Below are 12,419 nucleotides of genomic sequence, written 5' to 3'. Positions count from 1 at the left end.
TCCAGGGCCGGACTATTCGCGGGCCGCTACAGCATCTGCACCACGACCTTGCCCTTGGCGCGCCCGCTTTCTGAGTAGGCCAGGGCTTCGCTGGTGTCCTTGAACGGGAGCACCTTGTCGACGACGGGGCGGATCGCGCCAGATTCGATGAGCGCGGAGATCTCGCGCAACTGAGCCCCATCGGCGCGCATGAAGACGAACGTGTACTCGACATTCTTCTGCTTGGACTTCTTGCGAATGCCTCGGCTCAACAGGCGCATCACCTGCTTGAGCGGCCATGCCAGTCCGCGCGCAGTGGCGAACGCCGGGGAGGGCGGACCGGATATCGAGACGAGATGCCCGCCCGGCTTGAGAATCCGGAGGGATTTGTCCAGTTCATCGCTGCCGAGGCTGTTGAGCACCACGTCGTAGTCATGGAGCGCGGCGGCGAAATCCTGCTGCTTGTAGTCGATGACGACATCCGCGCCCAGGGTCTTCACCCAAGCGACGTTGGCCGTACTCGTGGTCGTGGCGACGAAGGCGCCAAGATGTTTGGCAAGCTGGATGGCGATGGTGCCAACGCCTCCAGAGCCGGCCTGGATGAAGACTTTCTGTCCTCTCTGCAGCTTCGCTGTCTCGACCAGCACCTGCCATGCCGTCAGGGCTACCAATGGCAGGGAGGCGGCCTCGACCATATCGAGATTCTGGGGTTTCAGAGCTACCGACGATGCTTTGATGGCAATGAACTCGGCGAAGGTGCCGATGCGGTCATCGTCGGGGCGTGCATAGACTTCGTCGCCCGGCCTGAACTGGTGGACACGGGCACCGACGCGCACGACCGTGCCAGCCACGTCGTTACCGAGGGCCAGGGGAAAGCGGTAGGGCAGGATCAGCTTGAACTCGCCACGTTTGATCTTGGAGTCCAGCGCGTTGACACCCGCGGCATGGACCTTGATCTGGATGTCATCGTCGCGCAGGTCCGGCTCGGGTACATCGCCGATACGGCCGGTCTCTTTTTTCCCGTAGCGATCGATCACGAAGGCTTTCATGGTTCTGCGTCTCTGAGTGGGTGGTTTGACCAGGTGGACGTGCGGTGCCGTCACCTGGCAGGGCAGACGTCAGTCGCCGGGGAACGCTAACGCCTTGGGCACGAACCCGGCGTGATACTGGAAGATGGCGCCGTGCCCGGCGTCCTCGTAGATGACAAGTTGCGAGTGGGGAATGCGGCGCGCCATGTCGAAACTGTTGGACGTGGGCACCATTCAGTTCCGGGCCGACAAGGCGCGGCCTGTCGTATTCCGGCCTCAGACAGCGACGCGGTAGCGCTCGGCGGCCTGCGCCTGGCGGATGTCGGTGAGCAAGGCCTGGCGCGTGGCGTCCAGGGTGTCCCAGCGTGTGGCCACATGCAGGGGAGGAATGGTGACGGCTTCGCGGCGATCGAATCCGACCAGCGCCGCATCGACCAGTTCGCCCACATCCATCACCTCGGGCAATGTGTTGATGTCGATACCGGCACGCTCCCAGATTTCGGTGCGGGTGGCCGCAGGGAGGACCGCTTGCACGTAAACCCCTTTGGGCGCCAGTTCCAGGCTCAGCCCCTGGGACAGGAACAGCACGAAGGCCTTGGTCGCGCCGTAGACGGACATGCCGAATTCTGGTGCCAGGCCCACGACGGAGCCGATGTTCACGATCGCACCTTCGCCGGCCTCCACCAGCCGCGGAGCGACGGCGGCGGCCAAGCGTGTCAGCGCGGTCGTGTTCAAGGTCACCAGCCGCTCGATGCTGTCGGCCGACTGGTCGATGAAACCACCGGACTGCGCGACGCCTGCGTTGTTGATGAGGATGCCGATGGCGGCATCGTCGCGCAGGCGCGCTTCGACCGCGGCCAGTTCATCGCGGCGGGTGAGGTCGGCCGGCAGCACCTCGATGGCGACGCCCGTTTCCTGGCGCAGGCGAGCGGCGAGTGTTTCCAGGCGCGCGTTGTCGCGTGCGACAAGCACGAGATCGTGGCCGCGTCGCGCGAAGCGTTCGGCATAGGTGGCGCCGATGCCGCTGGAAGCGCCGGTGATGAGGGTGGTGGGAAGCACGGTCATGATGGCTGTCTCTGGGGGTAGGGATGTGGGTCAGGGGGCAATGCGCAGGGCTAATCGGATGAGGCGGCAAAGCAGCGGCGTGCGCGGCCTCACTGCGCGTGTGCGTCGGCCAGGGTCGGGTAGTCGATGTAGCCCTGGGCGCCGCCGCCGTACAACGTGGCCGGGTTCAATGCGGCAAGGGGCGCACCGGTCATCAGACGCTCGACCAGATCGGGGTTGCTGATGAAGGCACGGCCAAACGCAAACAGGTCCGCCTTGCCCTCGCTGAGGCGGGCATTGGCCAGTGGCAGGTCGTAACCGTTGTTGGCCAGATAGGTGCGCGTGAAGCGGCGGCGCAGGCCATCGAAGTCGAACGGCGCCACCTCGCGTGGGCCACCCGTGGCGCCTTCCACCACGTGCAGATAGACGATGCCGAGTGCATCGAGTTGTTCGACGATGTAGTCGTACTGCGGCTGCGGATCGCTGCTGGAAATGGCGCCGGCCGGCGACACCGGCGAGATACGTACGCCGGTGCGGTCGGCACCGATTTGCTCGACCACCGCGGCGGTGACTTCCAGCAGCAGGCGCGCGCGATTCTCGATGGAGCCTCCGTAGGCGTCGGTGCGCTGGTTGGCGCCGTCCTTGATGAACTGTTCCAGCAGGTACCCGTTGGCACCGTGGATCTCCACGCCGTCGAAGCCGGCCGCGATCGCGTTGGCGGCGGCCTGGCGGAAGTCGTCGACGATCCCCGGCAATTCGTTGATGTCCAGCGCACGCGGCTCGGAAACATCGGCAAAGCCGTTGTTGACGAAGGTCTTGGTCTGCGCGCGGATGGCGGAAGGGGCGACAGGCGCGGCGCCGCCGAGCAGATCGACATGGGAGATGCGGCCAACGTGCCACAGCTGCGCGAAGATGCGCCCGCCTTGGGCATGCACGGCATCCGTTACCTGACGCCAGCCGTCGATCTGGTCCTGCGTGTACAGGCCGGGGGTGTCCTGGTAACCCTGGGCCTGCGCCGAGACCTGGGTGGCCTCGGTGATGATCAGTCCGGCCGAGGCGCGCTGCGCGTAGTAGGTGGCGGCAAGCGCGCCGGGCACCAGGCCGGCACCGGCGCGGTTGCGCGTCAGCGGTGCCATGACGATGCGGTTGGCGAGGGTCAGCGGGCCGAGTGGGTAGGGTTGGAACAGCGTGGTGTCGGTCATGTCGTGCCTAAGGTGTGAAGGTGGATTGGATGGCCGGGTAGAGCGCCTCTCCCGGATCCCGTCCTGGTCGAAGCGTCAATGATGATGACCGTAATCATTGATGTCAATGGTTTGATTATGAGCGTCATCTATCAGTGGTATAGTGCCGACCTTCCGCAGGCGGGACATCCAGAGACACGGGTCATGAAGGTCACCAAGCAACAAGCGCAGGCAAATCGGGCGCGCATCGTCGAAACGGCGTCCACTCTGTTCAGGGAGCGGGGTTACGACGGCGTGGGCGTCGCGGACCTGATGGCCGCCGCCGGCTTCACCCATGGCGGCTTCTACAAGCATTTCGGCTCCAAGACCGACCTGATGGCAGAAGCGGCAGCCTGCGGCCTGGCGCGCTCCGCGGACGCCGCGATGAGCGGCGATCCGGCTGACTTCATGAGCTACTACATTTCCCGGGAACACCGGGACAACCCGGGCAGTGGCTGCACGATGGCCGCGCTCTGCGCGGATGCCGCGCGCCAGCCGGAATCGGTCAAGGCGGCGTTTGCGGCAGGCATCGAGCATCAGTTGTCGGCGCCAGCGCGCCAGGAGCAGGCTCCGGGTGACAACGAGAGCGACGAGGCGCGTGCGCGCCGGATCGTCCTGATGGCCCAGGCCGTTGGAGCGGTGGTGTTGTCGAGGTCCTGTCCCGACGATTCACCGCTGGCGGACGAAATCCTGGAGGTCTGCCGGGCGCACGTCCTGGCGCGGCTGCCGACTGAACGGCCTGCCTGAGCCCCCTCCCTCGTGAAGTGCCATGAACCTCACCGAGCAGTACTGCGCTCTACGAGCGCTTGCTCGATCCGGTAGGAACCTGATGCTGCTGTGGGGCGACTGGTCGCTGCATGGCCTCCAGGCAATCCCCGGCATGCACGGGCGCTTCGACGAACGTCCGTGTCCGGCTGAAAGCGCCCGCAGCCCCACAGCGGATCGAGCCGACCCCATCCGCACCCCACGGAATGTCGCCGGCAACCTACCGCTTCCCGACGCTGACCTGCCTGCGCCTTGCACGCGACATGCAGAGACGTGCGCGCGAGTGCGGGAGCGTCGGAGGCGCAAGCCTCGAACACCCGGTCGCAGAATCTGCAGGCTCGGCCGCAGGCTTCGGATATCCGCGCGTCACCCAGTGAGCCTCGTCGGCGACGGGTCGAGGCTTGCAGCGGCACGTGTTTCTACCTTGCCTGCGAGCCGCCGAGGGGCGTCGGCGAGTCTTTGTGCCTTGCGCGCAGGTGTTTCCGGTCCAGTGGTCATGCTGCGGACCTGGCGGGCGAGTTTCCCGGGCTTGCCGAAGGGATGAAGCGGACCGCATTGCGCTGTCGCTGACGGCCATCAGGCTTCCCGAGGGCCAACGCCGCCGTCGCGATGCTGGAAGCAGTGCGAGCGTCAGGCTGCACATGGGCGTGCTGCATCGTCGCGTCGGCATCGGGTCAGGGACGCCAGGCCACCCAGTCGCCGGGGGCCACCTGTTGGACGTCCATCGATCTCTCGCGCGCCGCTTCGCGCAGTCGACCCGGCGCATCGTCCGCTTCCACGTATTCCTTCATGCCGGTGATGCCGTAGTGGATGGGCACCAGCGTGCGTGCACCCAGGATGGTGGCGGCGGCGACCGCCTGCTCGGGCGTCAGCACGCCCGGCTGGCCGCTGACGGGCTGTCGCCAGCCGAATCGCGCGCCGTTGATCGGGAGGAAGACCGCATCGAACGGCCCGAACTGGCGGCCGATGCGCCACCAGTGGCCGTGCCACAGGGTGTCGCCCCCATGGAAGATGCGGCGTCCGCCGGCAGCGACCACCCACGACACCTGGGTGTCGCCATACCCGTCCGACGCAGGTACCGGCGTGGCGGTGAAGTCACCCAGCAACTGGGGTTCCCACAGCGTGCTCGGCCTGGCGCGTGCGCCGGCCGGCATCGGCAACGGCTGTGTCCCCGCTGGATAGGCGAGCACACCGCCACGGCCGAGCGCATCCGCCACGGCGTGTGCATCGAAGTGGTCCGAATGGGTATGGGTGATCAGCACGCTGGTCTCGCCCACGCTGTCATCCACCGGCACCAGCCGGTCGCCGAGCGCGGTTCCCCAGGCGTCCGGGTTGACCAGCGGATCGATGAACAAGGTCGCTTGCGGCAACTGCAGGCGGATGCCGGCCCACGCCAGGCGCTGGACGCGGAGCATAGGCGCGGGGCCTGACGCCAGCAGGCTGCCCGACGGCAGCAGCGCAGCGGCGGATGCGCCCACGCAACCCGCCAGGAACCGCCTGCGGCCTTCCATGGGAGGACGTGCTTCCGGATCACCGTTCATGCGTGCATCTCCCGGGATGCGAGCGAGGCATCCAGCGCGAAGATCGCCTGTGACGTGATGACCTCGAGATTGTGCCCATGCCACGCGCGTTCGAACGCCGTCGGCACCACGCCCGGTGCGAGGCAATCCTCGATGCGGATCGTCGCGATCCGGTCGTCGGCTTCCACCGCCGATACCTGCGTGCGGCAGCGGACCACGGCATCCCGCAGCTGGTCGAGATAGTGCAGGGCATTGTCGAGCACCACTGCGTGGAACCTGCCGATGTGTCCACCGATCACCGTTCTGCGGCCGAACTGGCGCATCCGCCCGATGGCGGCGCGAAGCAGGGCTGGATCGGCCTTCGACAGGTAGACGATGTTGCCGACGATGTTGTCGCCCGCACAGACCAGGTCCGCCGTGGGCACGTCCACGCTCAGGTGGTCCATCGTCTTGCCCGGATTGTGGAGGAAGCGCAGCGCATGCGCGCCCCAGCGGAGGGCCATGTTGTCGAACACCATGTCCGGCTCCCGGTAGAGCGCATCCACGCGGCGGTTCTGCGACAGGTAGGCATGGCGATGGTGCCGGTGGGCCATCGTCAGCGCGTCGGGAAACAGCGACATGCCGGCGATGTGATCGCTCATGAAATGGGTGGCAGCGAGCAGGCGCACGGTCTTGCCCAACTGCCCGCACAGCACGTCGCGCAGGTGGCCTGCGTCGTGCGCACTCCCCAGCGAATCGACCAGCAGCACGTCATCGCCATCGATGAACGCGGTGGCGACGGATTGCACGTCGTCGCCGACGAACATCAGCACATCGGTATGCACTTCTTCGAACTTCACGAGGGTCGCCTTGCCGTGGGTGGCGACATGGTGGTCAACGCCCTCGGTGGCGACAAACGAGTTGTTTTGTCGTTCGCTTCAGAAAAAGTAACGCGATACGATGCCGGCCGGACCCCCTCCGCCCAGGTGCTCGTGAAGCCCCGTCATCCCGCGCCACTCAATGCGCTCCGCACGTTCGAAGCGGCGGCACGGAACCTGAGTTTCAACACGGCCGCACAGCAGTTGTTCGTCACGCCGGCGGCGGTCAGCCATCAGGTCAAGCACCTCGAGACGTATCTGGGCGTCACCCTGTTCCATCGCGGCAATCGCTCGGTGGAACTCACCGTCGAAGGCAAGGCGCTGGCGGCCGCGCTGGGCGACATCTTCGGGCAACTGGATCTGGCGCTGGACCGCGTGACATCGCACGCATCGGCGGATCTGCGCATAAGCACGCTGGAATCATTCGCCGCCAAGTGGCTGGCGCCGCGGCTGCACCGCTTCCATCACGCGTTCCCCGATATCCGCGTGCGTATCGAAACCGGCAACGAGCCGGCCGACTTCGCGCGCGGTGTCGATGTCGCCATCCGCTACGGACCCGGTGGGTATGCGGGCCTGCATGCGGAACGGCTGATGGAAGCGCCGGCATTTCCCGTCTGTGCGCCATCGTTGGCGCTGTCGCGGTTGGACGATCTGCGACAGCAGACGCTGCTGCACGACGAAAGCGCGCTGGGCCGGCCCGGCGTGCCCCAGTGGACCGACTGGCTGGAAGCCGCCGCTGTCGAGGGTGTCGATGCAGGTCGCGGCCCGGTCTTCGCCAGCATCTACCTGGCGCAGGAAGCGGCCATCGCCGGCCACGGCATCGCGCTGGGCATCGCGCCCCTGGTGAAGGAAGACGTGCTCCACGGCCGCCTGCTCCTGCCCTTCGAGCGCAGCCTGCCCAACGCATACGCCTTCTGGCTGCTGCGACGGGACGATGCGCGCCCACGCGCCGCCGTCAACGCATTCTGCGAATGGCTGCAACAGGAAGCGGGCGACGATGCCGCATTCTGGGAAGCGCGACGCACAGGTCGGTAGGGGTGTCGCGGCGACGCGGTTCGTACGCCGGTCCGAAGCAGATGCATTTCCCTGTGCCTAGACGCTTCACGGCCCGCCTGCATACCGGCTGGGCGGTTCGCCCACGTGCCGGCTGAAGGCCACGCTGAACGTGCTGGTCGAGCCGTAGCCGACGCGCTCGGCCACTTCGGTCACGCTGAGGCCGTCGCGCCTGAGCAATTCCTTCGCGACTTCCATGCGCCACGCCAGCACGTATTCCATCGGTGGCACGCCGACGGCGCGGGTGAAACGTTCGAAGAACGTCGAGCGTGAGAGCGCGGCGGCCTTCGCCAGCTCGCCCACGGTCCACCCATGCGCGATGCGCGCATGGATCTGCTTGAGCGCCATCGCCAGCCGCTCATCGCCCAGTCCGCGCAACAGGCCGGGCGGCGCGTTGCCTGCAGTGGTCGAGCGCATGGCTTCCACCAGCAGCATCTCCACCAGCCGGGACAGCATGTATGCATTGCCCGGCTGCTGCTGCGCGTACTCTTCGCCGACCATCTGCACCAGTTGCATGAGCCGCTGCGACCCCTGCACATGGACGACCGTGGGCAGCAGCGAGACCAGCAGCGCGGCGTCCCGGGTGTCGAACAGGAACGCGCCGCCCAGCGAGCGCATGTCCGGCGGTCCGTCGGGATCGCCATGACGCAGTTCTCCTTGCCCGCCCGGTACGACGTCGGGGTCGATGAAGACCGGTGGCGCCGGCACGAAGCCGGAAAGCGTGAAGGCGGGCGTGGTCGGCAACAGCACGAAGTCGCCCGCACTGATGGTGATGGGGGCGTGCCCATCCACGGCCAGCCGCGCGCTGCCTTCCAGCACGATGCAGAAGCCGGGCTGGCCGTAGTCGGCATACCGCACGGCCCAGTTGCCCTTGCCGCTGATCACGTTGGCAAAGACCGCCTGCGGATGCAGCAGCTGGACGACGTCGGAAAGTGGATCCCCCATTCCGGACTCCGGCTAAAACAAACAGGACGATGCGCTATCGATCATCCGGAAAGGCTGGCCTATCGTTCCCGCCGAGTCAACTCACCCTCGGAGAACGAAATGAAGACCATCCTGATCACCGGCTGCTCGTCCGGTTACGGCCTGGAAACCGCGCGCCACTTCCTCGCGCAGGGCTGGAGCGTCATCGCCACCCAGCGGCATCCGCGCGAAGACCTGCTCCCCGCATCACCCCATCTGCGCGTGCTCGCGCTGGATGTCACCCGGCAGGACAGCATCGCCAGCGCCGTGGAGGCCGCGGGTCCCATCGACGCGCTGGTCAACAATGCCGGCATCGGTCTGTTCGGTGCGTTCGAGGCCACGCCCATGGACACCGTGCGCGAGGTATTCGAAACCAATACGTTCGGACTGATGGCCATGTGCCAGGCCGTCATCCCGCAGTTCCGTCAGCGCAGGGCAGGTGTCATCGTGAACGTCACCTCCAGCGCGACGCTGGCGCCGTTCCCGCTGGTGGCGGCGTATACCGCCAGCAAGACCGCAGTCGAAGGTTTCACCGCATCGCTGGAGCACGAGCTCAAGGCCTTCGATGTGCGGGTCAAGCTGGTGGAACCCGGCTATGGTCCGTCGACCCGGTTCACCGCCAATGGCCAGCAGCGCATGCAGGGCCTGATCCCCGAGGCATACGAGCCCTTCGCCCACAGCGTATTTTCCGGACTGGGGAGCATCACTGCGGTGACGGCCGAGTCCGACGTCGCCGAAGGCGTGTGGCGCGCCGTGAACGACATCACCGGGCAACTGCATTTCCCGGCGGGTGCGGATGCGGTGGCACTGGCCGTGCGGTGAGGCTGGGCTGCACGCGAGGCGGACGCGCATCCAGCGCCCTGTGAGCCGACGCTAGACTGCGCCAGTGTCCAAAGGAGTGAATGCTTGCTCACGTCAGGAGCACAACGCCATCACCTTGCTGCCCGAGTCGCAGTCGTTGTGCTGCTGGCGGTGTATGGCGGCCTCAGTCTTGTGGCCTTCTTCCGACCCGATTGGCTTCCCGTCAAGACCATCTGGCACGCGGGGCTACTCGGGCCACCGGCTCTTCTGGTCTGGGGTGGGCACATGCTCGTCGCCTACAGCGCGTGCACCGTGGTCGTCGTCCTGCTGCTCGCAGGGGGCGCGGTCGTCCGCTCCGACGAACTCAGGCTCATCGCGGCCATGGCAGCGTTCGCCGTGTGGATGGGAGCGGGCTTCTTCTCTGCGTTGTTGTCCGTCTAGGGATTTCGCCATCGCAGCGCGGTGACCCGTTGGCCGGAGGCGGGCCCAGCGGTCAGAATCGGCACACGAAATCGAAACGGGACCGGAACCGATGCGTGTGGCACCCCAGTGGGACTTCATCAGGATGATCCAGCGCAGTCGATTGCCAGGATTCGCCTCCACGCGTGTGCGGGCCGCTGCCATGCTGTTGCTCGCAGTGCTGGGCACGCAGGCAGGCCTTTCCGCTGCGGCGGAAATGGATGCACCGACTGCCGCCACGGAAGGCGCCGTCGTGCAGACCGATGACGTGGCGCTGTTCTACCGCGTCTACGATGCGGCGGGCGGAAAGCCGACGGCTGCGCAACTGCAGCGCGATTACCTAGAGCAGGGTTCGGAAGGACTGCGCCTGTTCGCCCGTCTGCGCAACACCACGGGGCAACGCATCGCGGATGCCGTGGCACGCGATCCCGCGCTCTATGCCGATGCGCGCCGCTGCCTGGCCGTGCTGCCGCAGGCGCGCGCGCGGCTCGAGAAGGCCCTGCGCGACCTCGGCGGGCTGTATGGCGAGGCGCGCTTCCCGCCGGTGACCATCGCCATCGGTCGCGGCAAGCCGATCGCCATCGGCGCCCCCGATACCGGCATCCAGGTGGGCCTGGAGGCGCTGTGCGACGCGGACTGGCTCAATGCCGACCCCGAGGACAGGATCGTCTACGTGCTCGCGCACGAATACGTCCATGTGCAGCAGGTCAACGCGCACAAACTGAGCGACAAGCCCGCGCCGACGGTACTGGAAGTCTCGCTGCTCGAGGGCATCGCCGAATTCGTCGGCGAACTGGTGGCGGGCGAGATCGCCTACGGCCGCACCGCGGCGATGGCGGCGGGTCGCGAGCAGGAAATCGAGACCCGCTTCGCCGCCGACATCGACAAGACCGAGCTCAAGGACTGGGTCTACAACACCACCCCGGAGCAGCCGGGCGATCTCGGCTACTGGGTCGGTTACCGGATCGCCAAGGCCTATTACCGCAACGCGCCGGACAAGCGCCAGGCGCTGCGCGAGATCCTGGAGATGGACGACGCCCGCGCCTTTCTGGCCCGGAGCGGCTGGCATCCCGGCATGGCGCTGTAAGCGGGCAGGAGGGTTCCCGCGCGAGCGCTATGCCTTGCGTCGGCTGACCCCATGCAGCCTCACCTCCCTGGCGCCCCGGATGTGTCATGCTCCCGGCGGTCGCAACGACCATGGGAGTACACGTGATGGCCAAGGGCCTGGACAAGAAGAAAGAGCAGAAGAAAAAGCCGGCGAAGACGATGAAGGAAAAGCGCGCCGAGAAGAGCGAGAAGAAGGCCACGCGCGGTTTCGCGCCGACCTGATCGCCTGTTGTTGCTGCAAGTGAATCCCGGGCGAGCGCCGCGAACCCGGGATACGTTCCGGAAACGCGAGCCCTGCCGGCCATGTGCCATCCCTGCCTGGGTCGCGCGTGGCATGTCTAGCCAGGGTTGCGCATGACCCAGCCGCGGAACGTGAACCCGGCATAGAACAGCTCGATATCGACAAACCCCGCCTCGCCCAGCAGCGCTTCGTCCTGCCCGGGCGACAGCAGCGGCAGGCGCGCGTTGATCGCGGCGGCAGCGCTGACCATGCTCGTGGCAGGCACGCCGGATGCGACGGCAAAAGCGGCGTAACGGGAAAGCCAGCGCTCGCGTTTGTCCGTGGCGTCGTCCACGCTGTGGTGGGCGACGATGAACGGTGCGCCGGGGGCGAGCCGTCGACGCACTCCGGCCAGCGTATGCAGGCGCTGTTCCGCTGGCAGGAAGTGCAGGGTCAGCAGGCAGGTCGCGCCATCGAACGGGCCCGGCGGCGCATCGTCGATGTAGCCTTCGACCAGCGCCGCGCGCGACGCCAGCGGTCCGAGGGTGGTGGTGGCCAGCTTCAACATCTCGGCCGACGGATCGACGCCGGTGAAACGCCAGCCGGGCTGCGCGTCGGCGAACGCTTTCAGCTCCAGTCCGCCCCCGGCACCCAGCACCAGTACGTGGCCATCGTCGGGCACGCGTTCGGCAAGCAGGAGCCGCGCCATCTGTTGCATTCCCTGGAAGCCGGGCACCTGCCGGATGGGACCCTGGGCGTAGCGGGCGACGGCGTCTGGATCCGAGAACGACATGCGGTGTTCCGTTGCGGCGGGGCCTCCATGCTAGCGTGCGATCCGTTCGCGAATCGTTGCAGCGGAGCCGCCGGCTGCTCAGTGCGGTACGCGCCGCAGCTTGGACACGTCGTAGCCCAGCGCTTCGATCTGGCGGACGCGCGCCTGGTAGTCCGTCTCCGGAATCCGCGCCGTACGCGCCATCAGCCACACGTAGTCGCGCTTGCTGCGCCCCACGATCGTCTGCTGGTAGTCGGCGTCCACGTACGCGATCACGTACTCGGCCTGGATCGGCCAGACGAACTGCATGTCCCACACTGCACCGCCACCGTCGGGCTTCACGGTGCCGATGGGGTGCATCGTCTTCTCCGGTCCGTCCAGCGCGCCCTTGCGGAAGCGGAACGTGGTCTGGATGCGGCCGTCCGGCTGTTTCGCGTACGACTCCACGGCGGCATAGGCCTCGCGTTCGGGAAACGACGGGATGTGCGCGATGACGTACCAGTCGCCCATGAAGCGGTCCACGTCGACCGGTGCGGCCGTGGGGATGGACGGCTTGACGTTGCCGGAGCGGCAGGCCGCGGTGGTGGTGGCGACCATCAGCGCGAGCAGCACGAAGGGCAGGGTACGCATG

At 66.9% G+C, this 12,419-nt stretch carries 14 protein-coding genes; 5 read left to right on the top strand and 9 right to left on the bottom strand.

Annotation, left to right across the window (positions count from 1 at the left end):
* Positions 1–26: 26 nt before the first annotated feature.
* The 4 genes from WBN46_RS08970 to WBN46_RS08955 all read right to left on the bottom strand — a co-directional run bounded on the left by WBN46_RS08970 (position 27) and on the right by WBN46_RS08955 (position 3,253).
* The gene (locus WBN46_RS08970) at positions 27–1,028 is read right to left on the bottom strand and encodes an NADP-dependent oxidoreductase (protein WP_337731223.1); all 1,002 of its coding nucleotides are present in this window, start codon (positions 1,026–1,028) and stop codon (positions 27–29) included.
* Positions 1,029–1,097: 69 nt separating this feature from the next.
* Positions 1,098–1,238, bottom strand: a complete 141-nt coding sequence (locus tag WBN46_RS08965; RefSeq protein WP_337731222.1) for an alpha/beta hydrolase — start codon at positions 1,236–1,238, stop codon at positions 1,098–1,100.
* Positions 1,239–1,283: 45 nt separating this feature from the next.
* Positions 1,284–2,072, bottom strand: a complete 789-nt coding sequence (locus WBN46_RS08960; RefSeq protein ID WP_337731221.1) for an SDR family oxidoreductase — start codon at positions 2,070–2,072, stop codon at positions 1,284–1,286.
* 89 nt (positions 2,073–2,161) lie between these two features.
* Complete coding sequence (locus WBN46_RS08955) at positions 2,162–3,253, bottom strand: alkene reductase (RefSeq protein WP_337731220.1); 1,092 nt, start codon at positions 3,251–3,253, stop codon at positions 2,162–2,164.
* 183 nt (positions 3,254–3,436) lie between these two features.
* On the opposite strand from WBN46_RS08955, the gene WBN46_RS08950 reads away from it, so the two are divergent.
* Entirely contained in the window at positions 3,437–4,018 is a 582-nt protein-coding gene (locus WBN46_RS08950) for a TetR family transcriptional regulator (RefSeq protein ID WP_337731906.1), read from the top strand.
* A 692-nt stretch (positions 4,019–4,710) separates the two neighbouring features.
* Here WBN46_RS08950 and WBN46_RS08945 read toward each other — a convergent pair.
* A complete protein-coding gene (locus WBN46_RS08945) occupies positions 4,711–5,577 on the bottom strand; it encodes an MBL fold metallo-hydrolase (RefSeq protein WP_337731219.1) in 867 nt (288 codons plus the stop codon).
* Positions 5,574–6,395, bottom strand: coding sequence for an MBL fold metallo-hydrolase (locus WBN46_RS08940; RefSeq protein WP_337731218.1), 822 nt, complete (start codon positions 6,393–6,395; stop codon positions 5,574–5,576). The genes WBN46_RS08945 and WBN46_RS08940 overlap by 4 nt, the downstream gene beginning before the upstream one ends.
* Before the next feature lie 132 nt (positions 6,396–6,527).
* On the opposite strand from WBN46_RS08940, the gene gcvA reads away from it, so the two are divergent.
* Entirely contained in the window at positions 6,528–7,448 is a 921-nt protein-coding gene (gcvA, locus tag WBN46_RS08935; protein WP_337731217.1) for a transcriptional regulator GcvA, read from the top strand.
* A 66-nt stretch (positions 7,449–7,514) separates the two neighbouring features.
* Here the strand turns inward: gcvA and WBN46_RS08930 are convergent, their stop codons facing one another.
* Positions 7,515–8,411 (bottom strand): AraC family transcriptional regulator, encoded by an 897-nt coding sequence (locus tag WBN46_RS08930; RefSeq protein ID WP_337731216.1) that lies wholly within the window; start codon positions 8,409–8,411, stop codon positions 7,515–7,517.
* A gap of 99 nt (positions 8,412–8,510) precedes the next feature.
* Here WBN46_RS08930 and WBN46_RS08925 point away from each other — a divergent pair, with 99 nt between their 5' ends.
* The 3 genes from WBN46_RS08925 to WBN46_RS08915 all read left to right on the top strand — a co-directional run bounded on the left by WBN46_RS08925 (position 8,511) and on the right by WBN46_RS08915 (position 10,776).
* Positions 8,511–9,251, top strand: a complete 741-nt coding sequence (locus WBN46_RS08925; RefSeq protein WP_337731215.1) for an SDR family oxidoreductase — start codon at positions 8,511–8,513, stop codon at positions 9,249–9,251.
* Positions 9,252–9,515: 264 nt separating this feature from the next.
* Positions 9,516–9,671: a hypothetical protein gene (locus WBN46_RS08920; RefSeq protein WP_337731214.1), complete on the top strand. Its 156-nt coding sequence runs from the start codon at positions 9,516–9,518 to the stop codon at positions 9,669–9,671.
* 91 nt (positions 9,672–9,762) lie between these two features.
* Positions 9,763–10,776: a DUF2268 domain-containing putative Zn-dependent protease gene (locus WBN46_RS08915; RefSeq protein WP_337731213.1), complete on the top strand. Its 1,014-nt coding sequence runs from the start codon at positions 9,763–9,765 to the stop codon at positions 10,774–10,776.
* Between the two features lie 358 nt (positions 10,777–11,134).
* Here the strand turns inward: WBN46_RS08915 and WBN46_RS08910 are convergent, their stop codons facing one another.
* Together WBN46_RS08910 and WBN46_RS08905 are read right to left on the bottom strand one after the other, a co-directional pair.
* Positions 11,135–11,809: a methyltransferase gene (locus WBN46_RS08910; RefSeq protein WP_337731212.1), complete on the bottom strand. Its 675-nt coding sequence runs from the start codon at positions 11,807–11,809 to the stop codon at positions 11,135–11,137.
* Between the two features lie 78 nt (positions 11,810–11,887).
* Positions 11,888–12,418, bottom strand: coding sequence for a lipocalin family protein (locus WBN46_RS08905; protein WP_337731211.1), 531 nt, complete (start codon positions 12,416–12,418; stop codon positions 11,888–11,890).
* Position 12,419 lies beyond the last annotated feature (1 nt).

Source organism: Pseudoxanthomonas sp. CCNWLW251, assembly GCF_037402255.1.
Lineage (GTDB): Bacteria > Pseudomonadota > Gammaproteobacteria > Xanthomonadales > Xanthomonadaceae > Pseudoxanthomonas_A.
Note: the sequence above shows the minus strand (reverse complement) of the source record. Positions and strands in the feature narration are given on the sequence as shown.

Coding starts and splice junctions, on each gene's coding strand:
- WBN46_RS08910 (WP_337731212.1), bottom strand. CDS start 11,809: ATGTCGTTCTCGGATCCAGACGCCGTCGCCCGCTACGCCCAGGGTCCC.
- WBN46_RS08905 (WP_337731211.1), bottom strand. CDS start 12,418: ATGCGTACCCTGCCCTTCGTGCTGCTCGCGCTGATGGTCGCCACCACC.
- WBN46_RS08955 (WP_337731220.1), bottom strand. CDS start 3,253: ATGACCGACACCACGCTGTTCCAACCCTACCCACTCGGCCCGCTGACC.
- WBN46_RS08950 (WP_337731906.1), top strand. CDS start 3,437: ATGAAGGTCACCAAGCAACAAGCGCAGGCAAATCGGGCGCGCATCGTC.
- WBN46_RS08920 (WP_337731214.1), top strand. CDS start 9,516: ATGCTCGTCGCCTACAGCGCGTGCACCGTGGTCGTCGTCCTGCTGCTC.
- WBN46_RS08915 (WP_337731213.1), top strand. CDS start 9,763: ATGCGTGTGGCACCCCAGTGGGACTTCATCAGGATGATCCAGCGCAGT.
- WBN46_RS08960 (WP_337731221.1), bottom strand. CDS start 2,072: ATGACCGTGCTTCCCACCACCCTCATCACCGGCGCTTCCAGCGGCATC.
- WBN46_RS08930 (WP_337731216.1), bottom strand. CDS start 8,411: ATGGGGGATCCACTTTCCGACGTCGTCCAGCTGCTGCATCCGCAGGCG.
- WBN46_RS08970 (WP_337731223.1), bottom strand. CDS start 1,028: ATGAAAGCCTTCGTGATCGATCGCTACGGGAAAAAAGAGACCGGCCGT.
- WBN46_RS08945 (WP_337731219.1), bottom strand. CDS start 5,577: ATGAACGGTGATCCGGAAGCACGTCCTCCCATGGAAGGCCGCAGGCGG.
- WBN46_RS08925 (WP_337731215.1), top strand. CDS start 8,511: ATGAAGACCATCCTGATCACCGGCTGCTCGTCCGGTTACGGCCTGGAA.